27 protein-coding genes and 1 pseudogene are annotated in these 26,997 nt (G+C 58.5%); 12 read left to right on the top strand and 16 right to left on the bottom strand.

Annotated features, from left to right (window positions below):
* Positions 1-85 precede the first annotated feature (85 nt).
* Genes ACSAMW_RS02195 through ACSAMW_RS02180 form a run of 4 tightly spaced genes read left to right on the top strand, consistent with a single transcriptional unit; the run spans position 86 to position 3,609 of the window.
* Positions 86-694, top strand: coding sequence for a paraquat-inducible protein A (locus ACSAMW_RS02195; protein WP_500593944.1), 609 nt, complete (start codon positions 86-88; stop codon positions 692-694).
* Positions 694-1,308: a paraquat-inducible protein A gene (locus ACSAMW_RS02190; protein WP_500592456.1), complete on the top strand. Its 615-nt coding sequence runs from the start codon at positions 694-696 to the stop codon at positions 1,306-1,308. The genes ACSAMW_RS02195 and ACSAMW_RS02190 overlap by 1 nt, the downstream gene beginning before the upstream one ends.
* Entirely contained in the window at positions 1,301-2,974 is a 1,674-nt protein-coding gene (locus ACSAMW_RS02185) for a PqiB family protein (protein ID WP_500592455.1), read from the top strand. The genes ACSAMW_RS02190 and ACSAMW_RS02185 overlap by 8 nt, the downstream gene beginning before the upstream one ends.
* Positions 2,971-3,609, top strand: a complete 639-nt coding sequence (locus ACSAMW_RS02180) for a PqiC family protein (RefSeq protein ID WP_500592454.1) — start codon at positions 2,971-2,973, stop codon at positions 3,607-3,609. Before ACSAMW_RS02185 ends, ACSAMW_RS02180 begins: the two co-directional genes overlap by 4 nt.
* A gap of 113 nt (positions 3,610-3,722) precedes the next feature.
* Here the strand turns inward: ACSAMW_RS02180 and ACSAMW_RS02175 are convergent, their stop codons facing one another.
* Positions 3,723-4,040, bottom strand: coding sequence for a hypothetical protein (locus ACSAMW_RS02175; RefSeq protein ID WP_500592453.1), 318 nt, complete (start codon positions 4,038-4,040; stop codon positions 3,723-3,725).
* Positions 4,041-4,339: 299 nt separating this feature from the next.
* Here ACSAMW_RS02175 and ACSAMW_RS02170 point away from each other — a divergent pair, with 299 nt between their 5' ends.
* The gene (locus ACSAMW_RS02170) at positions 4,340-5,746 is read left to right on the top strand and encodes an MFS transporter (RefSeq protein ID WP_500592452.1); all 1,407 of its coding nucleotides are present in this window, start codon (positions 4,340-4,342) and stop codon (positions 5,744-5,746) included.
* A gap of 44 nt (positions 5,747-5,790) precedes the next feature.
* Here ACSAMW_RS02170 and ACSAMW_RS02165 read toward each other — a convergent pair whose 3' ends face one another.
* Positions 5,791-5,922 (bottom strand): hypothetical protein, encoded by a 132-nt coding sequence (locus tag ACSAMW_RS02165; protein WP_500592451.1) that lies wholly within the window; start codon positions 5,920-5,922, stop codon positions 5,791-5,793.
* A 163-nt stretch (positions 5,923-6,085) separates the two neighbouring features.
* On the opposite strand from ACSAMW_RS02165, the gene ACSAMW_RS02160 reads away from it, so the two are divergent.
* Entirely contained in the window at positions 6,086-6,871 is a 786-nt protein-coding gene (locus tag ACSAMW_RS02160; RefSeq protein WP_500592450.1) for a sulfite exporter TauE/SafE family protein, read from the top strand.
* On the opposite strand, the gene ACSAMW_RS02155 is transcribed toward ACSAMW_RS02160, so the two are convergent.
* The 5 genes from ACSAMW_RS02155 to ahpC all read right to left on the bottom strand — a co-directional run bounded on the left by ACSAMW_RS02155 (position 6,868) and on the right by ahpC (position 10,725).
* Positions 6,868-7,104, bottom strand: a complete 237-nt coding sequence (locus ACSAMW_RS02155; RefSeq protein ID WP_500592449.1) for a hypothetical protein — start codon at positions 7,102-7,104, stop codon at positions 6,868-6,870. The genes ACSAMW_RS02160 and ACSAMW_RS02155 overlap by 4 nt on opposite strands.
* Positions 7,105-7,418: 314 nt before the next feature.
* Positions 7,419-7,739, bottom strand: coding sequence for a hypothetical protein (locus ACSAMW_RS02150; RefSeq protein WP_500592448.1), 321 nt, complete (start codon positions 7,737-7,739; stop codon positions 7,419-7,421).
* Positions 7,740-8,003: 264 nt separating this feature from the next.
* Positions 8,004-8,276, bottom strand: a complete 273-nt coding sequence (locus ACSAMW_RS02145) for a DUF1652 domain-containing protein (RefSeq protein ID WP_500592447.1) — start codon at positions 8,274-8,276, stop codon at positions 8,004-8,006.
* A 190-nt stretch (positions 8,277-8,466) separates the two neighbouring features.
* Positions 8,467-10,029, bottom strand: a complete 1,563-nt coding sequence (ahpF, locus tag ACSAMW_RS02140) for an alkyl hydroperoxide reductase subunit F (RefSeq protein ID WP_500592446.1) — start codon at positions 10,027-10,029, stop codon at positions 8,467-8,469.
* Between the two features lie 132 nt (positions 10,030-10,161).
* Complete coding sequence (ahpC, locus tag ACSAMW_RS02135; RefSeq protein WP_500592445.1) at positions 10,162-10,725, bottom strand: alkyl hydroperoxide reductase subunit C; 564 nt, start codon at positions 10,723-10,725, stop codon at positions 10,162-10,164.
* A 437-nt stretch (positions 10,726-11,162) separates the two neighbouring features.
* On the opposite strand from ahpC, the gene ACSAMW_RS02130 reads away from it, so the two are divergent.
* Positions 11,163-11,465, top strand: coding sequence for a LuxR family transcriptional regulator (locus tag ACSAMW_RS02130; RefSeq protein ID WP_500592444.1), 303 nt, complete (start codon positions 11,163-11,165; stop codon positions 11,463-11,465).
* A complete protein-coding gene (locus ACSAMW_RS02125; protein WP_500592443.1) occupies positions 11,443-12,120 on the top strand; it encodes a response regulator in 678 nt (225 codons plus the stop codon). The genes ACSAMW_RS02130 and ACSAMW_RS02125 overlap by 23 nt, the downstream gene beginning before the upstream one ends.
* Here the strand turns inward: ACSAMW_RS02125 and gorA are convergent.
* The 3 genes from gorA to ACSAMW_RS02110 form a co-directional block, all read right to left on the bottom strand.
* Complete coding sequence (gorA, locus tag ACSAMW_RS02120; protein ID WP_500592442.1) at positions 12,066-13,421, bottom strand: glutathione-disulfide reductase; 1,356 nt, start codon at positions 13,419-13,421, stop codon at positions 12,066-12,068. The two genes, ACSAMW_RS02125 and gorA, sit on opposite strands and share 55 nt — an antisense overlap.
* A gap of 70 nt (positions 13,422-13,491) precedes the next feature.
* Entirely contained in the window at positions 13,492-14,328 is an 837-nt protein-coding gene (gene galU / locus ACSAMW_RS02115; protein ID WP_500592441.1) for a UTP--glucose-1-phosphate uridylyltransferase GalU, read from the bottom strand.
* A 142-nt stretch (positions 14,329-14,470) separates the two neighbouring features.
* Complete coding sequence (locus ACSAMW_RS02110) at positions 14,471-14,824, bottom strand: hypothetical protein (RefSeq protein WP_500592440.1); 354 nt, start codon at positions 14,822-14,824, stop codon at positions 14,471-14,473.
* 119 nt (positions 14,825-14,943) lie between these two features.
* On the opposite strand from ACSAMW_RS02110, the gene ACSAMW_RS02105 reads away from it, so the two are divergent.
* The 3 genes from ACSAMW_RS02105 (at position 14,944) to ACSAMW_RS02095 (ending at position 15,866) form a co-directional block, all read left to right on the top strand.
* Complete coding sequence (locus ACSAMW_RS02105; protein WP_500592439.1) at positions 14,944-15,246, top strand: DUF1883 domain-containing protein; 303 nt, start codon at positions 14,944-14,946, stop codon at positions 15,244-15,246.
* Positions 15,247-15,255: 9 nt separating this feature from the next.
* Complete coding sequence (locus ACSAMW_RS02100; RefSeq protein ID WP_500592438.1) at positions 15,256-15,420, top strand: hypothetical protein; 165 nt, start codon at positions 15,256-15,258, stop codon at positions 15,418-15,420.
* A gap of 185 nt (positions 15,421-15,605) precedes the next feature.
* Positions 15,606-15,866 (top strand): DUF1652 domain-containing protein, encoded by a 261-nt coding sequence (locus ACSAMW_RS02095; RefSeq protein WP_168081069.1) that lies wholly within the window; start codon positions 15,606-15,608, stop codon positions 15,864-15,866.
* Positions 15,867-15,881: 15 nt separating this feature from the next.
* On the opposite strand, the gene ACSAMW_RS02090 is transcribed toward ACSAMW_RS02095, so the two are convergent.
* From ACSAMW_RS02090 to ACSAMW_RS02075, 4 genes are all read right to left on the bottom strand, one after another.
* On the bottom strand, positions 15,882-17,927 hold the full coding sequence (locus tag ACSAMW_RS02090; protein ID WP_500593943.1) for a UvrD-helicase domain-containing protein: 2,046 nt from the start codon (positions 17,925-17,927) through the stop codon (positions 15,882-15,884).
* Between the two features lie 332 nt (positions 17,928-18,259).
* Entirely contained in the window at positions 18,260-19,903 is a 1,644-nt protein-coding gene (gene pgm, locus ACSAMW_RS02085) for a phosphoglucomutase (alpha-D-glucose-1,6-bisphosphate-dependent) (RefSeq protein WP_500592437.1), read from the bottom strand.
* 103 nt (positions 19,904-20,006) lie between these two features.
* Complete coding sequence (locus ACSAMW_RS02080; protein ID WP_500592436.1) at positions 20,007-22,271, bottom strand: helicase C-terminal domain-containing protein; 2,265 nt, start codon at positions 22,269-22,271, stop codon at positions 20,007-20,009.
* Positions 22,268-23,920: a VRR-NUC domain-containing protein gene (locus ACSAMW_RS02075; RefSeq protein WP_500592435.1), complete on the bottom strand. Its 1,653-nt coding sequence runs from the start codon at positions 23,918-23,920 to the stop codon at positions 22,268-22,270. The genes ACSAMW_RS02080 and ACSAMW_RS02075 overlap by 4 nt, the downstream gene beginning before the upstream one ends.
* A 160-nt stretch (positions 23,921-24,080) precedes the next feature.
* Between ACSAMW_RS02075 and ACSAMW_RS02070 the strand changes: the two are divergent.
* Positions 24,081-24,754 (top strand): annotated as a pseudogene (locus tag ACSAMW_RS02070) (HAD family hydrolase).
* A gap of 37 nt (positions 24,755-24,791) precedes the next feature.
* On the opposite strand, the gene eutC reads toward ACSAMW_RS02070, so the two are convergent.
* Positions 24,792-25,598, bottom strand: a complete 807-nt coding sequence (eutC, locus tag ACSAMW_RS02065) for an ethanolamine ammonia-lyase subunit EutC (protein WP_500592434.1) — start codon at positions 25,596-25,598, stop codon at positions 24,792-24,794.
* Positions 25,599-25,607: 9 nt separating this feature from the next.
* Positions 25,608-26,996 (bottom strand): ethanolamine ammonia-lyase subunit EutB, encoded by a 1,389-nt coding sequence (locus tag ACSAMW_RS02060; RefSeq protein ID WP_500592433.1) that lies wholly within the window; start codon positions 26,994-26,996, stop codon positions 25,608-25,610.
* Position 26,997: the final 1 nt, after the last annotated feature.

Below are 26,997 nucleotides of genomic sequence, written 5' to 3'. Positions count from 1 at the left end.
TGCGCGGCCTTATGGACAGGCCGCCTCAGTTTGAAGAGAATGCACCTTCATGCCACCGACTCCGAGCGCGCCGTTGTCCCGCGCCATGCCCGACACCTCTGACTGCCTTATCTGCGAGCACTGCGACACGCTCTATCGCCCTGTGGCCTTGCGCCGGGGCGAAACCAGCCTGTGCCTGCGGTGTGGCGCCGTACTGGCACGCGCACGGCGACTGTCGGTCCAGCAGCAACTGGCTTTGGCACTTACAGCAGCCATCCTCTTTATCTTCGCCAACGCCTTTCCAGTGATTTCCATCAGCCTTGAAGGGCTAAGCAACGCCGCCACATTGTTCGAATCGGTACAGGCCCTCAATCACGGGCGTATCACCCCCATGGCAGGGGTGACGTGCCTCACCATCATCCTGGCCCCGCTGCTGCAGGTGACCTTGCTGTGCTGGATACTGCTATTCGCGTGCCGAGATCAGGTGGCCCCTGGTTTCGCCTTGTGCATGCGCACTTTGGAGCACCTGCGCCCTTGGAGCATGCTGGAGGTATGCCTGCTGGGTATCCTGGTGGCCATCATCAAGTTGGGCGGCATGCTAGATGTGCATGCGGGCGTAGGGCTCTGGGCCCTGGCCATGCTCACCGTACTGCTGATCACGCTCAGCGGCAAAGAGATTCGTTATCTGTGGTCGCATTTCGAGGCCCGGTTGTGATGAGTGACTTGCCATACGCCAAAGACGCCGGCCTGGTGCTTTGTCACACCTGCAGCAAGGCCTGTGCAGACCTGCTGACGCGCTGCCCGCGCTGCGGGTCTTCACTGCATCATCGCAAACCCAATAGCCTCGGGCGCACTTGGGCTTTCCTGATCGCGGCGTTCATTTTATACATCCCGGCCAATCTGCTGCCGGTAATGAATACCAACATGTTCGGTAATGCTAGCGAAAACACTATCATGAGCGGAGTCATCGAGTTCTGGGAGGGTGGTTCCTGGGATATCGCGCTGTTGATCTTCTTCGCCAGCGTAGTGGTGCCTTGCCTCAAGTTCTTTGCATTGGGGCTGCTACTGGTGACCGTACAACGCCGTAGCCAATGGGCCATGAAGGAACGCTCGAAGTTGTTTCGCTTCATCGAATTGATTGGCTACTGGTCGATGCTCGACGTGCTGGTGGTGGCGCTGGTTACCGCGTTAGTGCAATTCAATTCACTAAGCTCGATTGAAGCCCGTCTGGGCATTCTGTTTTTCGGCCTGGTGGTGGTGCTTACCATGCTGGCTGCCATGAGTTTCGATCCCCGGTTGATCTGGGACGCAGAGGTAAAAGATGACTGAGCAAGCACACCCGGCCGAGCCTGAAGGCGTGTCGCCCCCTGCCGTGCGCAAGCGCCGCTTCAATGTTTCGCTGGTGTGGCTGGTGCCCATTGCCGCTGCCGTGGTGGGGTTGACCATGCTGATCCATGACAGCCTTTCCGCTGGCCCGCAGATTACCGTCCAGTTCCAGACAGCAGAAGGCCTTGAGGCGAACAAGACCCAAGTGAAGTACAAGAACGTGGTCATTGGCCGGGTCACGGACATCGAACTAGCAGCGGACCGTACCCATGTGGTGGCCAGCGTGGCACTCAATGCGTCGGCCTCCAGCTTTACCGCGGCCGATTCCAGCTTCTGGGTCGTACGGCCGCGTATCGGGTCCAAAGGTATTTCTGGTGTAGACACCCTGCTTTCAGGCGCCTTTATCGGTGCAGATGCCGGCTCTTCGAAAGAAACACGCAAAAGTTTCGTAGGGCTCGAAACCCCTCCCGCCATCACCTACGGGCAGCAGGGCCGCAGGTTCACACTTCATACCGAAGACATGGGGTCGTTGGATATCGGCTCTCCTGTGTACTACCGTCGCATCCAGGTCGGCCAAGTGATCTCCTACGCATTGGCGGACGACGGTAAAGGTGTAGACGTGCAAGTCTTCATCAACGCACCCAATGACCGCTACGTGACGTCGGACTCTCGTTTCTGGAATGCCAGCGGCGTCGACGTTACCTTGGGCGCCAATGGGCTGAAGGTGAACACGCAGTCAGTGTCCGCCATTCTTGCCGGGGGTATCGCTTTCGTTGAGCCACGCTGGAGCCCGGATGCCACACCTGCCCTTGAGCACGCCCAGTTCCAGTTGTATGGGGACCAGGATTCCGCCCTTGCCCCACCCGATGGTGAGCCCCGCTACATCCGCATGCGGTTTGACCAGGCCATGCGAGGCCTGGCTGTGAGCGCACCGGTGGAATTCCATGGGGTAAACATTGGCCGGGTGGTTTCTGTAGACCTGGACTATGACACAGACAAGAAAACCTTCCCGACCATGGTAGGCGCCGTTATCTATCCGAGCCGGCTTGGCAAGGCCCATGACAAGATTCTGGCTCAGTTGGGTGGCGAAGATGATGCGCGTTCTGCACAGGTGATGGCCGCGTTCGTTCAGCAAGGCCTACGTGCTCAAGCACGTACCGCCAACCTGATTACAGGCCAGCTGTACATCTCACTGGACTTCATGCCTAAGGCGGCGGCAGTGAAGTTCGATATGGCGGCCCGCCCCCTGCTTATTCCTACGGTTCCAGGCAGCCTGGACAAGCTGCAAGAGCAGGTGCAGGCCATTGTCGACAAGTTCAGCAAGCTTCCCATGGACCAGATCGCCAACAACCTCAATGGCAGTTTGAGCGAAATGAGCAAGACGCTGCATCAGGTAAACACCACCATGCTGCCTCAACTGGATGAAACGCTGAACCAGACCCGCAAAACCCTAGCGGCGGCGGAACAGACTCTGGGCGAGGATTCCCCTCAGCGCCAGCAGTTGGGCGATACCTTGGGTGAACTGGAACGCACGGCCAAATCGGTTCGGGCGCTCACAGACTACCTGGGGCGCCATCCCGAGTCGCTGATCCGTGGGCGTACCCGCGAAGGCCAGCCTGATGCCTTGCGCAACACTTCTCCAACTTCCAGGGAATCCGAAGCCCGATGAATGCCAAGCCTTTACGCGCCCTGGCGCTGGTTCTGCCCCTGGCTCTCGCTGCCTGCGCCTCCGAGCCCACGGGGTATCACACCCTGCTTGCGCCTCAGGCAGTGCCTGACCGCTTGCCCGTAGCTGCGCCAGCCTATCAGTTCGAAATGCAGCAGGTACGCATGCCGGTTCAAGTGGACCAGCCACAACTGGTGGTGCGTCAAGGCCAGGGTAGCCTGGCGATCCTTGAGAATGAGCGGTGGAGCGGGCCCTTGGCCGACGAGTTTCATGATGCGCTTACCCAACGCCTTGAGCAGCGCCTGGGCACACGGGACATCGCCGGCCTACCGCGCACGCCAGGCGTACCGGTGCTATCAGTGCGTGCCGATGTAAGGCGATTCGATACCGTGGTAGGCCAGTACGCCTTGGTAGATGTGGTGTGGAGCTTGAGCTTGACGGACACTAACACCAAGCAACGAAATCACCTGACCTGCTCAACCTTGCTGCAGCAACCGTCTACCGGTGGCCTGAATGAGCTCGTGCTGGCCCATCAGCAATTGATCGACCGCCTGGCGTCTACCATTGCCGGTACTGTTCGCCATTGGGTGACTACACCTTCGAGCGGATGCCCCAGCGCTGTGCCTGGTGGGGCCTGACCCCAGGTAGTGACGACAAACAGCGCTGGTATGTGCTTATTACTCATACCACGGCCCTCCAGAAACAACGAGCCCGGCCAATGGCCGGGCGGGTTCGGGCAGCGTAGTAGCTGTCAGCTCACAGAGTTGAGTTGGCGCTCTGCACCATCCTGAGCAACGGTATTAAGCTGACGCTCTGCGCCATCCTGGGCAACGGTGTTCAGCTGGCGCTCGGCACCATCCTGAGCAACAGTATTGAGCTGGCGTTCAGCGCCGTCCTGAGCAACAGTATTAAGCTGGCGCTCGGCGCCATCCTGGGCAATCATTTGGGTGTAAGAGGTGTCAGCAGTGCTGGTAATATGATCAAGCGGGTGGTTGGCCTGAGACCGCGCAAAGGCACTGGTGCTGGCCATCAGGGTAAGAGCAATGCCAAGAACAAGGCGGGTTTTCATGATGAGTTTCCTTTAGAAAGTGTGCAATTCAGTTCGTAAGGGCAATGCTACGCCGCCCACCGAAATACAGAACTTCATTGACGCAATGGTAGGAATCACCAAAATCGATACAACCTGAGGGATCTTTTGAAGGCCTTACTGTATATTTTTGCGGAGCTGCGATTCTTAGCATGAGTACTTAATAAAACTCACAATCGCGCAATAAACTACTGCAAAATCCAAAAAACCATCGCAACTCGCAACTTTTCTTACCTGTACTCAGCTAGGCTTTTGACTACTCCCATCTGGACAGTAGCGCGATGCTTTCTCATCCTTTGCCTTCTCCGGCCCCAGGCCGTGCTGCAGCGATTTCAGCCCGAATCGATCGTCTACCGTCCACCGCTACCCTATGGCGACTGATTGCCTTGCTTTCGATCGGTGGATTTTTCGAGCTGTATGACTTGTTCCAGACCGCTTACATCAGCCCTGGGCTGTTTGATGCAGGGATTTTCAAGAAAGGGGCCGACGGCGCTTTCGGGGTCTCTGATCAAGCTGCCTTCGCCTCCTCGACATTTCTAGGTTTGTTTCTAGGCGCCAGCGTGCTGAGCCCTATCGCCGACCGATTTGGCCGGCGAGCCATCTTCACCTTCGCACTGGTGTGGTACACCCTGGCCACTCTTCTCATGGGCCTGCAAAGCAGCGCCATGAGCATCATCGTGTGCCGCTTCCTGGTTGGCATCGGCTTGGGCATTGAACTGGTGACGATCGACACCTACCTCAGCGAGCTGATGCCCAAGCGCATACGCAGCGCTGCGTTTGCCTTCGCTTTTTTCGTGCAGTTTCTCTCGATACCTGCAGTTGCGTTGATGTCGTGGTGGCTGGTGCCTCAGTCGCCGTTTGGCATTGCCGGCTGGCGCTGGGTAGTGCTGGCCAGCGCGATTTTCGCACTGTTTATCTGGTGGCTACGTAAACGCCTTCCTGAGTCACCACGCTGGCTTGCACAGCACGGTCGCCTGGACGAAGCGGAGCAAGCGTTGTCCGCCATTGAAGCCAAGTGCGAGCGCGACCTGGGCAAACCCCTGCCCGCTCCTGAAAACCAAGCGATCAAGGTAGAACCCAAAGGCCGTTTCAGGGACATCTGGCAGCCGCCCTACAGGCGCCGCGCAGTGATGCTGGTGGTGTTCAATATTTTCCAGGCCATTGGCTTTTTCGGCTTTGGCAACTGGTTACCCGCTCTGTTGAATGGCCAAGGCATGGCCACGGCACACAGCCTTGGCTACGCCTTTGTCATTACCCTGGCGTACCCACTGGGGCCTTTACTGTGCATGGGGCTTGCCAACCGGCTGGAAAACAAATGGGGGATCGTAGGGTCTGCGCTGTGTACTGTGATTGCTGGATCACTGTTTGCGTATCAATCCACGCCTTTTGGACTGGTGACATGCGGCATCATGGTGACCTTCGCGAATGCTTGGCTAACGTTCAGTTACCACGCCTACCAGAGCGAGATGTTTCCTACGCACATTCGCGCACGTGCCGTAGGCTTTTGCTATTCCTTCAGTCGATTGTCAACCGTGTTCAGCAGCTTGTTGATCGGGTTCTTTCTGGAGTACTGGGGAACGCCAGGCGTGCTTGCCTTCATCGTGACAAGCATGTTGATTGTGATGATCACCATCGGCGCGTTTGGCCCACGTACGCGCAACCTTGCGCTGGAAGACATCGCACACTGACGACGTGGCAGGCAGGTATATGCCCCCTGCCACGGTTCAACCGGTCAAGAGCTGCCGGGTGGAATGCCGTCTTTATTGAAGTCCTTCAGGCGCTCTTGTTCTTCAGGGGTCGAATGCGCTGGCGTATCCTCCTGTGTCTGCTCGGGTTTAACGGGCTGAGGGTTTTGTTCGGTCATGATCGTCTCCTTGGGCTATAGGGCGTTGATCCCACTGTGCACACAGGAGTTCCCTACGATTAATAACCCAGAAGAATAAGCAAATTCGATATCGTTATAGTCCGCTATAAGCTTTCTGGTTATGCTGCCCTCCGATTTGGTTATAGGCACTGGGTGGCTTCGGATGGATGCAGGCTTCATAGGATTTACCGTCGCCGGTCTGGTGGTGGGTTTTATTGTAGGCATGACAGGTGTAGGAGGCGGCTCTTTAATGACCCCTATTTTGTTATGGTTTGGCATCAACCCTGCTACGGCGGTTGGTACAGATTTGCTCTACGCTGCAATAACCAAATGCAGTGGCGTATGGGTTCATGGCCGCAACCGTAACATCGACTGGCCTATCACGGGCTGGCTAACGCTCGGCAGTGTGCCTGCCGCTGCCCTTACTTTGATCATACTGAATAGCATTCATAGTGATACCCAAGCGCTTAACGGCATCATCAAAACGGCCCTGGCGTATGTGCTTTTTCTAACTGCGCTGGCGATCCTGTTCCGCTCGCGCCTGCTGGCTTTCGCCAACCGACATGCGGGCGATCGCTACAGCCTGGGGCCGCGCGCGCTTAACGCCTGTACCGTCCTGACCGGTGTGGTGTTGGGCGCAATGGTATCGCTTACCTCCATTGGTGCCGGGGCACTGGGTACGGTGGCCTTGTTCATGCTCTATCCCCTGCTACCGACACGCCGGCTAGTGGGCACGGAAATCGCTCACGCCGTCCCACTCACCTTGGTTGCTGGGTTGGGGCACGCGGGCATGGGCAATATGGATTGGTCGTTACTGGGGCACTTGCTGATAGGCTCATTGCCAGGCATTTACTTGGGAAGCCACCTTTCTGGTCGCATACCAGACGCTATATTGCGGCCGTGCCTGGCGGTCATGCTGGGTCTGATCGGTTTCAAGCTGCTGCACTAAAGCGAGCGCAGTATCCACGCCAACGTCCGCCAAGGATACTGCTCTCCCAGCACGCTAGCGGCACAAGCCGGGTCATGCATGAACGAGCGGTCGGCCTGGATGGCAAGCTGCATGCTGTGGCAGTAAGGGCACCGTATCATGTCCGCATCCAGCGTCCATTGACGGCCCCAGTCTGCCAGTTCTTCACCCATACGCTGGTGAACGGCGCGGCCCTCGTCATTGCTGAACTTCACTCACGCCCTCCTTGACTCACAGGTGCTGTCCGCTATCCACGCGCAGCCTACAATAACGCACTGGAATCGCCTAGCGGGACTGCCTAGCCCGCAGCAGCCTAGCCGCCAGCGTGCCGCGTGGGTGGGGAGGAATGGTTGGGAAAGAATAGGAACCGGAGTCAGGGGGGTGCACGTTCGGTTTGCGGCCCGAAAAAGGCCCCGCCGGTAAATGCTTAGGCATGCACCTGCAACGCTTCAGAATGCACAGCTTCCTAGGGGAGCGGCCTCGCCATACAACGAGGTGAAGCACAGCGAGCCGCCTCGCACTGCCCGCCTTACAGGCAGTCTTTAGCCATATCGGTCCAACCGGTCGTGCCTGCCCATTCCGGTGGCAGGAACACTTGGACACGTGCGCCTTTATCCGTACGGTCGATCTGCGCCGCAGCGGGCGACGCCGTATAGGCCGCTTCTACAGTAAGCTTGAGCCCCGTCGACGTTTCCTCCTGCCGCAGGCCTGGGCGGAAGGTACCCCACTTTGGCGCCAGGCACTGGGCATAGCTCTCTGCCGACTTGGCGGTAGTGGCGTCCAGCGGCGCCCTGGGATCAACCGCTTTCCCGGCACACCCGGCTACTACCAGCATTGCTGTCATTATCATCAGCCGACGCATCTCGTTCCCTCACTCTCAATGGTTTTTATGCACCTTGGCCAGCAACTGCTTCTGACCAATCTGCTGTGTTCTGATCTGCTTTTTTCTTATATATCTGCTGCTGTTATACACGCTGACAGCGGCGCATCATGCCCCTACACGCACTGACAAAGGGCAATGAAATGGACGGTATCATCATAGTCGCCATTACAACCGTTACCTTGGGCTCATTCGTATGGGTGATGTACCTGATCCATAAGGAAAGCCGTTAACCTACCTCCTCGGCCATCTCTCCAGGTGCTGCTCGCCAGCAAACCATTCCTGATTCGCTTTCAATTCCTGTCGCAGCTCACCTACCAAATCGGAAATAGCCCGAATAGTCGTTAACGGCGCCAGATCTACCCCCACTACCAGCAGGTCGATATTGCCGTTAGCGGGGTCGGTGACCTCAATGGTGACCGTACCGCCCTCATGCGGCATGCAAACGCAATGCAACGGCAGGAAACTGGACTGGATGATCTTGAGTACCTCGTGCTTCGGAATCACCTGCATTACTCCCCTGGCGTGTCGCACGAACCTACTGCTATACCGTTTTCCAACCTACATGAGAGTGTTTGGCAGGCGGGCCGTTCCGTAACGGGCAAGCCCGTGGACGTTAAAATTCCAGCCGACACAAAAAAAAGGCCGGGTGCCTTTATAAGGCAACCGGCCGTTCAGGCTCGCCTGAATAATGGACTCAGGCAGGCGCAGAAGTCCGAATCAGATGGTCAAAGGCTGCAAGTGATGCCTTGGCGCCCTCACCCATTGCAATGATGATCTGCTTGTACGGCACAGTAGTAACGTCGCCGGCTGCGAAGATGCCAGGCAAGTCAGTTTCGCCCCGTGCGTCTACCATGATTTCACCGCGGCCGGACAATTCGATGGCGCCCTTGAGCCAGTCGGTGTTGGGCAGCAAACCGATCTGCACGAAGATGCCTTCGAGCTCGACCTTATGCAGGTCACCGGTTTGGCGGTCCTTGTACGTCAACCCATTCACCTTCTGCCCGTCGCCGTTTACTTCAGTCGTCAAGGCGCTAGTGATGACCTTCACGTTGGGCAGGCTGGTCAACTTGCGCTGCAGTACAGCGTCGGCGCGCAGGTGGCTGTCGAACTCGATCAAGGTCACATGGGACACGATACCTGCCAGGTCGATAGCTGCCTCGACACCCGAGTTGCCGCCGCCGATGACCGCCACACGCTTGCCCTTGAACAAAGGGCCATCGCAATGCGGGCAGTAGGCAACACCACGGTTACGGTATTCCTGCTCGCCGGGTACGTTCATCTCTCTCCAACGGGCACCGGTTGCCAGGATCACGGATTTGGCCTTGAGCGAAGCACCCCCTGCGAAGCGCACCTCATGCAAATCACCATTGCGGCCAGGAATCAGCTGTTCAGCTCGCTGCAGGTTCATGATGTCCACGTCGTACTGCTTAACGTGCTCTTCCAGCGCCATGGCCAGTTTCGGGCCTTCTGTCTCCTTCACGGAGATGAAGTTTTCGATGGCTAGCGTATCCAGTACCTGCCCACCAAAGCGCTCGGCTGCTACACCCGTACGGATGCCCTTGCGCGCCGCATACACTGCTGCAGCCGCGCCAGCAGGGCCGCCGCCAATCACCAGCACATCAAAAGTGCCTTTGGCGTTGAGCTTTTCGGCCTGGCGGGCGCCTGCATTGGTATCCAGCTTGGCCAGAATCTCCTCAAGGCCCATACGGCCCTGGCCGAACGGTTCGCCGTTTAAGTAGACGCTAGGCACCGCCATGATCTGGCGCTCATCCACTTCAGCCTGGAACAGGGCACCGTCGATAGCCACGTGCTGAACGCCTGGGTTCAGGACCGCCATGAGGTTGAGCGCCTGCACTACATCCGGGCAGTTCTGGCAGGACAGCGAGAAATAGGTCTCGAAGCGGAATTCACCTTTCAGCGCAGCAATCTGCTCCAAGGTGTCTGCGCTCGCCTTCGAGGGGTGGCCACCTACTTGCAAGAGGGCCAGTACCAGCGAAGTAAATTCATGCCCCATGGGGATGCCAGCAAAACGCAGGCTGATAGTGCCGTTAGGCCGGTTTACGCTAAATGAAGGCCGGCGCGTGTCGCTACCGTCGTCACGCAATGTAATCAGCGAGGACAGGCCTTCAATTTCTTTAAGCAGTTCCAGCATTTCACGGGATTTCGCACCGTCGTCGAGCGAAGCGATCAGCTCGATCGGTTGGGTGACCCGTTCCAGATAAGTCTTGAGCTGGGATTTAAGTGTGGCGTCCAACATACGGGCGATTTCCTTTGAAAAACGTTTGTGCGGTTCAGAAACGACAACGCCCAGGCGAAAGCGCCCGGGCGTTGTCGTGGGCGACGATGCTGCTTAAGAACGGCGGAGCACCGCCATAAACCGTTTCACGGTTTAGATCTTGCCAATCAGGTCAAGGGACGGTGCCAGAGTGGCTTCGCCTTCTTGCCATTTGGCTGGGCATACTTCACCTGGGTGAGCGGCGATGTACTGGGCTGCCTTGACCTTGCGCAGCAGTTCCAGTGCGTCACGGCCGATGCCGCCGTCGGTGATTTCAACGACTTTGATCTGGCCTTCCGGGTTCACCACGAAGGTGCCACGGTCTGCGATGCCGGCTTCTTCGATCAGTACATCAAAGTTGCGCGAGATCAGGTGAGTCGGGTCGGCGATCATTGGGTACTGGATCTTGCGAATGGTGTCCGACGTGTCGTGCCAGGCTTTGTGGGTGAAGTGGGTATCGGTCGACACGCTGTAGATCTCAACGCCCAGCTTCTGGAACTCAGCGTAGGTGTCTGCCAAGTCACCCAGCTCAGTGGGGCATACGAAGGTGAAGTCGGCCGGGTAGAAGAACACCACAGACCACTTGCCCTGAAGGTCTGCTTCCGTGACTTCGACAAATTTGCCGTTGTGGAAAGCTTGAGCTTTGAAGGGTTTGATCTGGCTGTTGATGATAGGCATCGATGAATCTCCTTGGTAGATGAATCTGACTGGGTGAATCCTAACGCTGAATTCGATAGCTTGCTCATTGGCAATACACATGCTTGCCATTGCTTTTGCCTATGGAAACATCAGCCTGCTGCAGTTACCGCCTCTGTAAGCGAGGCGGCGCAAGCTTTGTATACCACTACCGGCTGTCCGTAAAGCCTATTACGAGATCAGGATCCAAGTATACGAAGCGCCTCTGTACGATCTTTTTCCAAACTTTTACGCTGCAGGCTCGGCATTCACCTGCCCTCTTACGCGTCGAATTTTCAGGGGGTTACAATCGTACTTTCCTACGTTTTGTTTGAACGGGCGCGCAGTAAGCTACACACGCTATACCGCAAAGCTTGAACCGCTCAACGACAGACCTCTCCACTCTTGGTAACCCTAGTACTGCAAAAAGGAAGACCAAGATGCCTATGAATTTATTGAACGCATTGGTAGAGCAGGCGCTCCCCATTCGCCTGACTCGCAAAGAAGCGACTGCACTGGAATGGGCTGGCCGTGGAAAAACGTCTTGGGAGATCTCTCGAATCATTGGGTGCAGTGAATCCACCGTCAATTTCCACATTGGCAATGCACGTCGCAAATTTGGAGTCAAATCTCGACACCTCGCAGTGTTGCTCGCTTTACAAGGCAATCTGATCGACGTTTCAGCGGACACGTTTCACAACCACGACAAGGATCGTAGCGGTGTTGAGCATTGCGATCGCTGATGATCATCCTGTAGTACTGAATGGCGTGCGGCACGCCCTTGAGGCAGTGCCGGGCCGTTTCCACATAGTGACCCAAGCCCAGAATGCAGATGAATTGCTGAAAGGGCTTCGTGGTAGGCCGTGTGATGTGGCGCTAGTGGACTGGTCAATGCCCTCGGGCGCCCAAGCTGACGGCTGCGCATTGCTGGACACGCTAGGCGTACGTTATCCAGCGCTGACTGTAGTGGTGATGACGACTTCACTGCAGCCAGCCCTGCTCGGTGCCTGCCTGGCTGCTGGCGCCAAGGGCCTCTTTGACAAGCGGAGCGATCCCGCCACCTTGCCTTTACTACTGATCCGTGCAGCCCAAGGCAAAACCTCTATAAGCCCAAGGTTTGAATCGATATTGTCCCACCACTACCAGGCGAGGCGGTACTGGGGAGCGGATACCAGTGCCCTGCTGACCCTCCGTGAAAAGGAAGTCATCGCCTTGGGCATGAAAGGCATGACTGGGCGCCAGATTGCAACCCAGCTAGGCCGCAGCGAAAAGACCATCAGCCGGCTGCGCCGCTCGGCCCTGGATAAGCTAGGGCTTGAGGCGCACGCTATGCCATTGGGCACCTATTGGCCGACTGCCGTACGCATGGTTACGAATTCTTCCGCAGAGGTAGGATGAACGCCAATGGTGTCATCGAACATGGCTTTGGTAGCGCCCGCCTTCAAAGCAATACCCAACCCCTGAATAATTTCCCCTGCTTCCGGCCCGACCATGTGGCAGCCTAATACCCTGTCCGTCTTGGCATCCACAATCAGCTTCATGTAGATCCGCTCCGGGTTCTCCGAAAGCGTCAGCTTCATGGGGCGGAAGCGGCTTTCGAACAACTTGACTTCATGCCCCGCCTCACGCGCCTGAGCTTCCGTCAATCCAACAGTACCGATTGCAGGCTGGCTGAAAACAGCGGTGGGAATATTGTCATAGTCCACAGGGCGGTACTGATCCGGCTGATACAGCCGGCGCGCTACCGCCATACCTTCGGCCAGCGCTACAGGGGTGAGCTGAACACGGCCAATTACATCGCCAAGCGCCAGGATGGAAGGCTCGGCAGTCTGGAACAGGTCGTCCACCTTCACGAAACCCTTCTCGTCCAACGTGACGGCGGTGTTCTCCAGGCCCAGGTTGTCCAGCATAGGGCGGCGGCCGGTGGCATACAGGATGCAATCGGCTTCCAGCACTTCCCCGTTTTTGAGGGTCGCGAGCAATACATCGCCACGCTTATCAATACGTGCGATGTCGGCATTGAAGCGCAGGTCGATGCCTTTCTTGGACAGCTCTTCAGCCAAGTGGCTTCGCACGCTGTCGTCAAAACCCCGCAGGAACAGCTCGCCCCGGTATAACTGAGTGGTGCGCGCACCAAGGCCATGGAAAATGCCGGCAAACTCGACCGCGATGTAACCCCCGCCCACTACGATAACGCGCTTGGGTAATGCCTTGAGGAAGAAAGCCTCGTTGGAGCTGATGGCGTGTTCCTTGCCTGGAACATCTGGAATAGCCGGCCACCCACCGGTTGCAATCAGGATGCGCTCGCAGCTGTAGGCAGTGCCTGCTACATCGACGGTATGGGGGTCCAGGATGCGCGCATGGCCATCGAGCACGTTCACGCCGCTGTTGCTCAGCAGGTTGTGATAAATGCCGTTAAGGCGTTCGATCTCTTTGTTCTTGCGGGCGATCAGCGTGGGCCAGTCAAACGCCGGGGAGCCGATATCCCAGCCAAAGCTCTTGGACGTAGCGAAGTCTTCGTGAAAATGTGCACCGTAGACCAACAGTTTTTTGGGTACGCACCCCACGTTGACACAGGTTCCGCCAAGGTAGCGGCTTTCTGCAACCGCCACTTTGGCCCCGAAGCCTGCCGCGAAGCGCGCGGCCCTGACACCACCAGACCCGGCACCAATCACAAACAGATCAAAATCGTAAGCCATGTACACGCTCCTGATACGAAAACGCCGCCATTGTGAACAATGGCGGCGCTTGGGTCCAACCGGCCTACTGTTACAGCTGGCCTTTTTTATAGAAGTTCTCGAAGCAATAGTTGGTTGCGTCGATGTAACCCTCTGCGCTACCGCAGTCGAAACGCTCGCCTTTAAACTTGTAGGCCAGCACGCAACCGTTCTGGGCTTGCTGCATCAGGGCGTCTGTGATCTGGATTTCACCACCCTTGCCAGGCGGAGTGTTCTTGATCAGGTCAAAAATGTCCGGGGTAAGGATGTAGCGACCGATGATAGCTAGATTTGATGGCGCATCTTCAGGCTTGGGCTTCTCTACCATCGCATTCACACGGTAGATATCGTCACGGATCATTTCACCAGCAATGACACCGTACTTGCTGGTTTCTTGAGGGTCCACTTCCTGAATGGCGACGATGGAGCAACGGAACTGGTTGTACAGCTTGACCATTTGCTGCAGCACCCCATCGCCTTCGGGGTTGACGCACAAGTCATCCGCCAGCACTACCGCGAAAGGCTCATCACCGATCAAAGGCTGACCACTGAGAATGGCGTGCCCCAAGCCTTTCATTTCGATTTGGCGGGTGTAGGAGAAGGTGCACTCATCCAGCAACTTGCGAATGCCGACAAGGTACTTTTCCTTGTCAGTATTGCGGATCTGGTTTTCCAGCTCATAGCTGATGTCAAAGTGGTCTTCGAGGGCCCGCTTGCCGCGCCCTGTCACGATGGCGATCCCGGTAAGGCCGGCTTGAAGTGCCTCCTCAACCCCGTACTGGATCAGCGGCTTGTTGACTACCGGCAGCATTTCCTTGGGCATGGCTTTGGTAGCCGGCAAGAAGCGGGTGCCATATCCGGCCGCCGGGAACAAGCATTTCTTGATCATGAAAGGTCCTTGATTCTTATGCATTACGTACAGGTTCGGCGCAGTCTAATCACGTGCACCGAAGCTTACAATGAGCGCTTCGGCGCAGCTGCTGCATCAGTAGAAAAAAACCTTTCGCGTTAGTTCCGCTTCGCTGGTGTGATCATCCTGAGATGCATTGGGTGGCGGCTTTCTGTACATCCTTGAAACGCAAGGGAAGGTTGGACAGCCGCTCATGAACCTTCACGGTGCTGCCGCCGGAACGCTCCTGGATATCAACCACTGCAGCCGGCCCTGTCGACAGCTTGCTAGGCACCACCACCTTGTAGCCGCTACCACTTTTCTCGACCGTCACCGGCCCACGGGTTTCAGACAACTTGTGAACAAGGCACTCACTGTAATCCTTCGGGTCCTTCCCGGACATGACATCCATGGTTTCATGCGTCTGCTCGATTTCATTGACGGTGGCACAGCCACCTACTGCAAGCAGCGCCAGCAACAACCCGGCTACCTTCATGTTGACCTCCAGAAAAGAAGCTAGGACCGCCACGTGTATGGATGGTTCGCAACGCCCGTGCTTGGGGGCCAAAGGGTCTACGTGCTATGGTTGCTACCTTGTCGAGATCCGGAGCCAGCATGAAATTCGTACACCAGCGCGAACACCTCAACGAAGACGACATGGTCGTGATCGAGTGCTCACAGCGCTGCAACATCCGTCTGATGAGCGATGCCAATTTTCGTGCTTTCAAGAACGGCGCACGGCATACGTATCATGGTGGGGAATTCGACCGCTTCCCCGCGCGCATCACCATTCCCAGCACAGGCTACTGGAATATCACGCTCGACACCGCTGGCAGCAAATTGAACAATGCCGCCAAGAAGGCACCCTTCAAACACACCATCAAATTGATACGCCGCTCTCCTTCCTCTTTCAGCTAAGGCGCTCCCATGGCCCGCTACGTTATTCATTACACCCTCGACGGCCAACGGCGCTGGGATTTCGCCCAGCTTGAGCATGGCACGCTGGAAGAGGCGCTCGCCGCATTGATACTCATCCACGGGGAGGATCAGGTAAATAGCCTCGGCGACATTCGCGTGACCAAAGCCCTTTGACACGAGGCCGCCTCACTGTGCGGCTCTCACTCGGTGCGTGACCCAGGTCAATGCCAAAGCTAAAGGCAGGGAGAGGCTAGAAATAAAGTCCCCCGGCCCGCTGGCGTGGTGCTAAGGTTTTCTGACCGGCCCGATCGGAATGCGCCTTCAGCAAAAGGAATTTGCATGATGCAGAGGTCCGCACCATGAACAAAATGACGTTTCCCAATGCGTGCCAAGTGATGCGCTGGCATTTCCATCCCATTGGCTTCGAGGGCAACATGGATGCGCCCGGAAGCATGGTGGCGCGGCTGTTTGACCGCGCTACAGGGGAAACATTGATCGCGGTTGCCGGTATCCCTTGTGCCGCCGTGATGAATGCTGCAGATGTGGAACGCATGATAGAGGCTGTTGAGGTGGAGCTCGAAGCTTTTGTTCCGCCGCATTACCTAAGCGTGTGCGGATAAGCTAGCAGCACCTGATCAGGACTGAGCTCTTCGGTCCTCGAAGCCACATTCGCCGCCCACCGCTTGAGCCACAGCACTCACCTGCCCAGGTATTTCGCTGCTTGCGTCTACACACCAATACACAGCCTGCGCTGCTCGGGTGATGCCAACATAGGCCAGGCGCAAGGCCTCGTCAGCCTGAGTACTGTCATAAGGCGTGCTGTCCGCAACGCGCCCGATCCCCGCTAATTTGTACAATCGGTTGCGATGTTCCAAACCTTTCCTGGCTACGGAGTCGCCCAGCAGAATCACCACGTCAGCCTCCAGCCCTTTGGATGCGTGAATGGTCATGCATCGTAAACGGGCATTGGTAGATGAGCTGTGACCATGTGCCTTCAATAATCCGCGCATGCCTGGGTCACCGCTTGGATCGTCCCGTGTGCTCCTAAACAACACCAGTAAGGTCTGGTTTGATTTGATATGAGAATCAGCTAGTTGCACCACTTTACTCATGTCTTTGGTGAGGATTTGTACCTTTGTTCCCGTGGTATGAGTGATCGAACCCTTGCCTGCTACGGACCTAACGTTTCGAACAATATGCTCTGCTGCATCAACGATTTGCGTGGTACTTCTGAAGTTATCTCTAAGTATCAACCGGCGAGACGCGGGTGCAGGAAAAACGTCCTTGAACCGTAGAAAATACTGCACGTCGCTACCGCGCCAGCCGTAAATAGACTGCCAGTCGTCTCCCACACACATCAGGCTCGCAGGCAGCTCGGGGTCTCGTCGATAGCGATCGCGCAATGCGGCCTGCAACCAAGTTGCGATATTGGGGGAAACGTCCTGAAACTCATCCACCATCAAGTGCCGTAAGGCACTAATCTGGCTTGATGCCAACGCAGCCAGGGCGTGGCTCTTGGTTGAGGTAAACGTGGCAAACAGCCGGTTATACGTGACTACAGGAGGAGACTGTTCCCCTAAATAAACTTCTAGTGCAGGCCAGAAGCGTGAAAGGATTTGGAAGAACAGCCCATCTTGGCCAGCGAACAGAGCCCTCGATGCCTCTTTAGCCTCTAACCCTATGTTCTCCATAAAGGTAGCGGTTGAAAGCAAAAGGTCTAGCAGGGGCTGAGCATGGCGCTCACCGGAAAGGCAATAGGTAACGCTGGCATTAGGGGGCTCGAAAAGCGCTTCAAGCTCTGAAGCTTTTTCGATCAATATCAGGGGTTTATCAAAGAAAGCTTGAAACAATGTTCGCTTTACCAACCACTGGCTACCGATGCTAAGCCCTGCATCCTCGCCCTTACTACGTGCAGTGGACGTGTCCGGGCCCAGCATCACCCAGGCCTCCAGGGCTGGCAGGTAACCATGGCAGTGGAAGGTTTGGCCCAGCAAGGTGTGAGAGCTCTGAACAGGTTGAATGCCTGGATGTGGCCAGTGCCCAGCTTTACGCCACTGCTGTTCGATCAACTGGGTCAGTTTCAGGTCCCGCTTGGCTGCTGGGATAAGCCCTGCCAAGCGCCGTTGCACGTCTGGATGTTCAGGAGCAAGCTTTGGTAAAGCACGCGCTTCGGCGACCAGGGTGTGCACAAGGCCTTTGAATACAGGATCGGTCATACACAGCTTGTTGAAACAAGCTGTAAGGTGTTGGCGCTGCACATCGCCTATTTTAAGCTGCAGCGGGTTGTCATCCGTTTTGTGCCCACCCAGGCTTTCGAAAGCTTGAACCTCAGCCCATCCAGGTAGCGTTCGCGCCCACCCTAGTGCCATGGCATGAAAGGTCGTCACATACCGTCGGGCTTCAGTGGGCACCAGTGTCTGGCCCCATAAAGAAAGGAAATAGGTCAGGCGATGGACGAAATCTTCCCGAGAGGCCCGAGTAAAGGTCACGACGCTGATCTCCGCCAAAGGAACGCCCAAATAGCAGGTGAGCAGAACAATACGCAGCACCAGGCTACTGGACTTTCCAGAACCTGCCCCGGCGACCACACAGGTAGCGTGAGCGTCGCTGAAAATCACCTTCCACTGGGCGGCTGTGGGGAGCGTACCTTCCGGCAGCAAACGGGCCGCATCGGCCCTCATGCGTTTGCGTACTGCTGGCGTGATGACAAGGCGGGCTTCCCCAAACATGGGCGCACTGGGGGCGCCCTCTGAATGAGCGTGCTGAGTTACCGGCGATGGCCGGCTGGCAACCTTTGGGGCACAGCGCGGGGGATCACGATCAGGCAGGGGCGCACTGCCAGGGGCCCCTGGAGGAAGCTCAGTCCATGTATGGAAAAGACCTTTCCATAATTCACGTAGTTTCGAGATCAAGGTGTTTTATTTCTTAAAAACAATAGGTTGCTTAACTAATCTAGAATTTTTATAGCTTTTAAATCGGGCGTTGAAAACCCGGCCTAGGCCGGGTTTGGGGTTTAGTTCGAGATGGCTGTGTCTACCAGTTGCTGGGCTTCAGCCACCAGTTGTTTAAGGTGATCGTCCCCCTTGAAGCTTTCAGCATAGATCTTGTAGATATCTTCCGTACCGGAAGGCCGCGCTGCGAACCAGCCATTGGCCGTCATCACTTTCAACCCACCGATGGCCTGGTCATTCCCCGGCGCTTTGCTCAAAACGCGCTCGATGGGCTCGCCGGCCAATGAAGTTGAGGTAATCTGCTCGGCGTTTAGTTTGCCCAAGGCCGCCTTTTGCTGCGGGCTGGCTTTGGCATCTACACGCGTAGCAAAAGGCTCTCCCAGGTCTGCCACCATATCACGGTATAACTGGTGAGGATTCTTGCCCGTGCGTGCCGTCATTTCAGCGGCCAACAGGCCAGGGATCAGGCCGTCCTTGTCAGTACTCCATACCGTGCCGTCACGGCGCAGGAACGAAGCACCTGCACTCTCCTCCCCACCAAACCCCAGGGAACCGTCGAACAGGCCAGCGGCGAAGTATTTGAAGCCCACGGGCACTTCGAACAGCTCCCGCTTCAAACGGCTAGCCACCCGATCGATCAAGCCACTGCTTACAACGGTTTTGCCCACTGCGGCGTCTGCGCGCCATTGGGGGCGGTGACGGAACAGGTAATCGATGCTCACAGCTAGATAGTTATTGGGGGCCAGCAAACCACCACTGCGCGTCACGATACCGTGGCGGTCGTGGTCCGGGTCGCAGGCGAAGGCCACATCGTAGCGGTCTTTCAAACCGATGAGGCCTTGCATGGCGTCCCGTGAAGAAGGGTCCATCCGTACCTGACCGTCCCAATCCAGGGTCATGAAACGGAAGGTCGGGTCCGTGTAGCGGTTGACCACGTCCAGATCGAGCTTGTAATGCTCGGCAACAGCGGGCCAATACCGCACACCGGCACCACCAAGGGGGTCCACCCCCAGTTTTAGGCCTGCCCCGCGAATGGCATCGAAATCAATCACATTGCCCAGGTCCGCCACGTAGGTGTTGAGGAAGTCGTGGCGGTGAGTGGTGCCGGCCTTGAGCGCGCGTTCGTAAGGTATGCGCGCTACACCCTCCAACCTACTTTCCAACAGCTCATTGGCTTTGGCTTCGATCCACTTGGTCACGTCGCTGTCGGCCGGCCCGCCATTGGGTGGGTTGTACTTGAACCCACCACTCTGTGGCGGGTTGTGGGAAGGCGTGATAACCACCCCATCGGCCAAGCCCGAAGTACGGCCACGGTTGTAGCAGATAATGGCATGGGACAGTGCAGGCGTAGGTGTGTACTCGTCATCCGTGGCCAGCATCACCTCAACGCCATTGGCGGCAAACACCTCAAGCGCGCTGATGCCGGCCGGCGTGGACAGTGCATGGGTATCGATCCCCAGGAACAGTGGCCCGTCGATACCCTTGGCCTTGCGGTACAGGCAGATCGCCTGGCTGATGGCGAGCACGTGGTCTTCGTTGAAGCTGTTGTCGAACGAGCTGCCGCGGTGGCCGGAGGTGCCGAATGCCACGCGATGGGTAGTGACCGACGGGTCGGGCTTGCGTGAAAAATAAGCAGTGACCAGGCTAGGGATATCGATCAGCAGGTCGGCGGGTGCCGGCTTGCCCGCGAGCGGACTGTGCGTCATGCAAAACCTCGTGTGGGTATCAAACAGGGGCAGTTTACCGACCCTTCGACCGCCCTGCGACGAGAATGATCCTTGCCCCTGGCAGGCGTGGAGTAACCCGCTGTCATACGGGCTCGGCAGCCGGCCACCAGCTAGGTAATAACTGTTGGACCCGTGCCTGCCCGTAGCGATCATCGATCAGCACGACCGTCCCTACGTCGCTTTCGGCACGAATCACCCGGCCCGCCGCCTGCACCACCTTGTGCAGGCCTGGATACAGGTAGACGTAATCATAGCCATTTCCGAAGCGTGCCTGCATCCGCTGCTTGAACCGTTCGTTGACGGGGTTTACCTGTGCCAGCCCCAGCGTGGCGACAAAGGCGCCTATCAAGCGCGCACCTGGCAGGTCGATTCCCTCACCAAAGGCCCCGCCCAGCACGGCGAACCCTACACTTTGCCCCGCCGCGTCAAAGCCATCGATAAAGGCTTGGCGTGCCGCCTCGTCCATGCCCCGCTGCTGGCAGCGCACAGGCAGCGAGGGGTAGCCCTCAGCCAATCGGTCAACCACCTGATTGAGGTAGTCAAAGCTGCTGAAAAACGCCAGGTAATTACCGGGCCGACGGGCATATTGCTCTGCAATGATCTGCGCCACGCTGGCCAAGGACTGCTGCCGGTCAGCGTAACGTGTAGACACATCAGCAGCCAGCCGCACCTGCAGCTGGCTGGCACTGAATGGTGAGGCGACCTCCACCCAGACCCATTTATCCGGCAACCCCAACAGGTCGGCAAAATAGTGGGCCGGTGTCAGGGTGGCCGAAAACAACACACAACTGCGCGCACGGGCCAGCCTGGGCGCCAATACCGGGGCGGGGATTACATTGCGCAGGTTCAGCCGCCCGGATAGCCGCTTCTTTGTTGCGGTGACCTCCAGGTCGCACACATAGGCCTCGCCGAACAGCTCAGCGATGCGTGTGAACTGCAGGGCCTGGAAGTAGAACTCCAACCAGGGCGCAGGCACCGAAGCAGGCTCCAGATTCAGCCGCTCGCTCACCAGGCTGATGCACCGCTGCAAGGCGCTGAGCCACTGCCCCGGCACGGCGGGCTGACCGTGGTACCCCTCACCTTGGGCCTTGACCAGGGCGGACCAGTGCTGGTTAAGCGTACGCAAGGCTGCGCTGGTGCCAGCCAGTGGCGCATCTTTCAAGGTTTTGATCGCACGCTGGTCCAGGCTGGCGCTATACATGCTCCGCGCCCTGTCCACCAGATTATGGGCTTCGTCCACCAGCACGGCGTAGTTCCACTCCTGGGCCTGGGCCAGCGCATACAACCAACCGCTCAAGTCGAAGTAGTAGTTGTAGTCACCTATGATCACGTCGGCCCAGCGGGCCATTTCCTGGCTCAAGTAATACGGGCACACCTGGTGGGTCAGGGCCAGCTCACGCAGCGCAGCGCGGTCCAGCATGCCGCGGTCGGCGGCGGCGACCCTGGCTGCAGGCAGGCGGTCGTAGAAGCCTCTGGCCAATGGGCAAGCGTCACCATGGCAGGCGGTGCCGGGGTATTCGCACGCCTTCTCCCGCGCAGTCAGCTCCAGCACGCGCACAGGCCGCGTTCCGGCCTGCGCGGGCTGCAACTGATGGAGTGCATCCAAGGCCAATTGCCGGCCCGGCGTCTTGGCCGTCAAGAAGAAGATACGCTGCACGCCCTGGCGAGGCATGGCCTTGAGCAGGGGAAACAGCGTGCCTAGGGTTTTGCCAATACCCGTCGGTGCCTGGGCCAATACACAGCGGCCCAGGCTTGCTGCTTTGTAGACGGCCTCGGCCAGTTGCCGCTGGCCTGGGCGCATGGTTGCGTAAGGGAACGCAAGGGCATCGAGAAAGCCGTCGCGGCGCGCCTGGTGCGCCTGCTCGCGAGCGGCCCAGGCCAGAAACGCCTCGCATTGCTGCGCGAAGAACGCCTTGAGCGCCTCAGCAGTATAAGCGGCCTCGAAGCGGGTTTCCCGCTCCATATCCACATGCCAGTACACCAGCGCCACGTTGACAGCTGCCAAACCCTCGGCCTCACACAGCAGCCAGGCGTACACCTTGGCCTGGGCCCAGTGCAGCGCTCGATGGTTGGCAGGCTGCCGGGACAGATCGCCACGGTGCGTCTTGATTTCCTCCAGGCACCCCCGGCCTGGGTCAAAGCCATCAGCGCGGCCTCGTACCTTCAAACCTTTGTATTCCCCGGCCAGGGTCACTTCGCGCCGGTACTGCGCACCCCTGCGGTCTGTGACCTGCTGATGGCCCAGTACACCCTCCAAAGCGCTGGGTGAAGGAGTGAAGCGCAGGTCCAGGTCGCCTTCGCGAGCCGTAAACTCACACAAGGCACGTACGGCTACCGTCAGCGTCATGCGGGCTGAGCGACCTCGGCACCAGCGTCCCAGCGCACGTGGCAGACCTTGACCGGCAAGCCATGGGCGTTGCAGAACGCGATCCAGCGCAATTGGTTATCCTGCAACCGATCCCCTGGCCCTTTGACCTCAATCATCTGGTAGGTGGCTTGAGCCGGGTAGAACTGAATCAGGTCTGGCATCCCCGTGCGGTTGGCTTTAGGGTCTTGCAGCAGGCGCTCGAAACACGCACGCAAGTGAGCCGGTGGAATACAGGTCAAGGCCAGTTCAAGTAGCGGCCCAGACATCGCCCCCCAATGCACGAAGGGGTTGGCCAGGCCTAATTTGGCTGTAAACCGCTCCAGAATCGTGGTGCGGTAGGCCCCTGTTTCCAGCTCGCTCAGGCAACGCTGGATCAAGTCACCTCGCCGATGGCTGAAATCTGGCTGGTGCAGGTCCAGCGGGCCGGATTGGAAAGGGTGGAAAAAAGCGCCCGGCACTGGGGCGAACAACGCCGGCCAGCACAACAGGCCAAACAGCCCGTTGAACAGGGTATTTTCCACGTAGGCCACGGGCGCTTCGCTGGCCTGCAAGGCTTCAGCCACAGCCCGCTCCACACTGGGGTGGCGAGGCAGGCACAGGTCGATACGCTCCACGGCCGAGGGGCTACGCCGGACCTTGACAGCTTCCCCCAGGGCGCGACGCAGCCGTGGCAGCATCCGCTCAAGGCCTTGTACCTCCGCCGGGCTTTCGGGGGCCTGCATGGCCTGTTCGGCCAGCGCCAACGCGTCCGTGAATTGCTCGCTGCGCTCCAGCACCCTCACATGGCGCAGGCGGGCACCCGGCCACGCGCACTGGCCATACAATTCAAGCGCCAGGGGCCAGTCGGCGTCACGCTCGCACTGCTGGCCCAGGCGGAACAGCAGCTTCTGCTGCCGCCCGGCCAGCCAAGGGTTGTCGGAACCCAGCCCCTGCAGTGTCGGCAGTAGTTCGCCTGTTGTGGCGCCCTCTTCCAGTGCCTGCGCACAAGCAGCCAAGCCCATGGCGATGTGCAGGTCGTCGCGGTGGCGAATGGCGCGTGAGCTGAGGGGGAAATCCACCTGTTCAAAGCGCTGGATGCCCAGCTCGACCAGCACGAACTGCGACCAGTCCTGGCGCAGGTTGCCAAAGAACAGCATGCGTAGGCGCTCGCACAGGGCCCGTACGCTCAGCACCCACACCGCGTCTTCACAGGCGGGCCACCACCCTTGCAGCGGTTCACAACGGTCGTGCAAATGTGCCAGCGCCTCGAACCACTGGTCCTTGCGTGCGGCAGCCGGCAAGCCATGGTCCGCGAAGCCTATGCGCAACTCAGGCTTCCCAAACAACGAAAACAGGTCACTCAGGGTTAACGGGGCATTGTCGCAGAGCCAGCCTTGCGCCAATAGCGGTGCTGCCGCATGAGCAGGATCGCCGATTTCCACATAGCTAAGTTTGTCCCGACGGAAATGCTCCCCTTTGCGCATGATAAGCCGCACTAGCAAGGCACGGGCATTCTGCGGCAGGCCCTTGAAACCCTCTAGGAACTCCCGCTCTGCGGTGTCGAGCACGTCGGCATAGCGCTGGCCAAGCCACGCCAGAGCCTGTTCAAAGTTATGCAGGTAATAGAACGGGTTATCGAGAGGGTTCACGCCAGCCGGTCCAAGTCACTTTGGGGCTGGTTATACATACAGCCGCCTCCAGCTTCAACCTTCATCCGCCAGCCGGTGCCGAACATGAGGTACTCATGGTTTGAGCGCAAGCCACTGGCCCTGTTACCCTCGGTGTCCTTTTGCAGCCCTGGACGCAACCATGCTCACCGCTTTGCTGTTTGACCTTGATGGCACTCTGACCGATACCGACAAGCTCCACCTGTTGGCTATTCAGCAGCTGCTGTGGGAAGAAGAGGGCCGTGCCTTTACTGAAGCAGACTTCGACGTGCTATGTGCTGGCCGGGCCAATGCCGAAATGTGCGCCCTGTTGTTCCCGGAACGCAGTGTAGAAGCACACTGCGACTTTGCAGATCGCAAGGAAGCCCGTTTCCGTGAGCTGTCTACCTCCCTGGAGCCGATTGCCGGGCTGACCGACTTGCTGGCCTATGCCACCACTCATGTCATTGGCCGCGTGGTCGTGACCAACGCTCCTCGGGCCAACGCCGACCATATGCTGGCTGCGCTGGCCTTCAGGGCGCCTTTGCCAGCGTAGTGGTCGCAGAGGAACTGGCCCGCTCCAAACCGGACCCGCTGCCGTACCTGACGGGGCTGGACAGGCTGAGTGCGACGGCCGACAGCGCCATGGCCTTCGAAGACTCGATCCCTGGCCTGACGGCTGCCAAGGCTGCCGGCCTATTCACAGTCGGGCTGGCCACCAGTCAGAGCGCCGCCACCCTGCTGGCCGCGGGTGCAGACCTGGTGATTGATGACTTCACTGATGCCCGGTTGTGGCAGGCCATTGAAGCGCGGCACGGCGCGGCGCTGACACGGTGACCGTTGGTTCCCGGGCTGCGCCCAGTCCTACACCGGCCTAGCGCAGCAGGAAATTACCAGGCCCTTGCTCCGGGCCATTATCGATCAGAGGCACTTCGGCTTCGTCCTTGAGGCTCACGCCAGACAACCCGCGCTTGCAGGCTTCGCGCATCAGGTACGCCAACTTGTGCACGGCCGTGGCGTAGCTAAGGCCTTGGGGCCGCACATTGGAGATGCAGTTGCGTGCCGCGTCGGTCAGGCCTGCCCGGGGCGCATACGTAAAGTAGAGCCCTAGGCTGTCCGGGGAACTGAGGCCGGGCCGTTCGCCGATCAGGTTAACAACCATACGCGCCCCTAGCCGCTGGGCCACCTCGTCTGCCACCGCCACACGGCCCTGTTCGACAACTACCAAAGGTGCCACCTCCCAGCCCTCTTCCTGAGCAAGATGCTGTATCCGCGAGACCATGGGTGCGGCATGACGCTGTACGGCCAATGAGGACAAACCATCGGCGATCACGATGGCTAGGTCACACCCCAGCCCCCGCTTCACCGCAATGGCATCCAGCATGGCCACACTGTCAGCACTCAGCTGGCGGCCCAGGTCCGGGCGCTGCAGGTACACCAGGCGATCACTGGCCGCGCTGTGGAGCTCAATCACCTGGCCTTCTAACTCGCTTATGAGCGCGGCCACCTCCAGCGGCACATGGACCGCGTCCCTGGCTTGGGCATGGGCAAACTGAAAATCGAGCTGAGCGGCCGTAGGCAGGCTGGTCCCGGCCCGGCCCAAGGCAATCCGGGCGGGAGTCAAGGCACGCAAGGCCTGCCAGGGGTCTGCCGAAACTGAGTTGCGAGGCGTGTCGGTCATGCCATTCCCCTATCGAATGTGGGCCAGTGCGCCGGCAAAGGCCGTGGGCAGGTGCGTGCCAAGGCGCCACTCGGTGCCTTGCTGGCCCAGGATGCCGGTGTGTGCCAGCCAGGCTTCGAATTCCGGCGCAGGCCGCAGGCCCAGCACCTGGCGTACATAAAGCGCGTCGTGGAACGAAGTGGTCTGGTAGTTGAGCATGACATCGTCAGACCCGGGGATACCCATGATGAAATTCACCCCTGCCGTGCCCAACAGGGTCAACAGGGTGTCCATGTCATCCTGGTCGGCCTCGGCATGGTTGGTGTAACAGATGTCACAGCCCATGGGCACACCCAGCAGTTTGCCGCAGAAATGGTCTTCCAAGCCGGCGCGGATGATCTGTTTGCCGTTGTACAGGTACTCGGGGCCAATGAAGCCCACCACAGTATTCACCAGAAAAGGGTTGAAATGCCGTGCTACGGCATAGGCACGCGCTTCGCAGGTCTGTTGGTCTACCCCATGGTGGGCATTGGCCGACAGGGCACTGCCCTGGCCAGTTTCAAAGTACATAAGGTTGTTGCCCACAGTGCCGCGCTTGAGGCTAAGCCCCGCGTCGTAACCTTCCTGAAGTACCTTCAGGCTTACACCGAAACTGGTATTGGCTGCTTCGGTGCCGGCAATGGACTGAAACACCAAGTCCAACGGCGCGCCCCGCTCAATGGCAGCAATCGATGACGTTACATGGGTGAGCACACAGGCCTGGGTGGGGATCTCGTAGCGCTGTATCACCCCGTCCAGCATCTTCAGCAGTTCGATGATGGCCGGCAGGCTGTCGCTGGCCGGGTTGATGCCGAACATGGCGTCGCCATTGCCGTACAGCAGCCCGTCCATCAGGCTGGCGGCGATCCCGGCAGGGTCGTCTGTGGGATGATTAGGCTGCAGCCGGGTCGACATGCGCCCTGCCAGGCCAAGGGTGCCACGAAAGGCCGTCACCACACGCAGCTTACGCCCTACCAGGATCAGGTCCTGGACCCGCATCAACTTGGACACCGCCGCCGCCATCTCTGGCGTAAGGCCTGGCGCCAGCGCCGCCAGCACTTGGCCGGTGGCGCTTTCGCTGAGCAGCCAGTCGCGAAAGCCGCCTACGGTCAAGTGCCGCACAAGGGCGAAGGCCTGGGCATCGTGGGTATCGATGATCAGCCGGGTAACCTCATCGGTTTCATACGGGATCACCGCCTCATCAAGAAACTGTGTGAGCGGCACATCAGCCAACGCCATTTGAGCCGCGGCGCGCTCTGCATCGCTGGCAGCGGCGATGCCTGCCAAGGCGTCACCGGAACGGGCCGGGCTGGCCTTGGCCATCAGGCTGCGCAGGTCGTCAAATTGCCAGGTCATGCTGCCAATGGTCTGGCTGTACATG

It is taken from the genome of Pseudomonas sp. AB39(2026) (assembly GCF_059831485.1).
The sequence above is the reverse complement of the archived record's forward strand: the minus strand, read 5'-3'. Positions and strand labels throughout refer to the sequence as shown.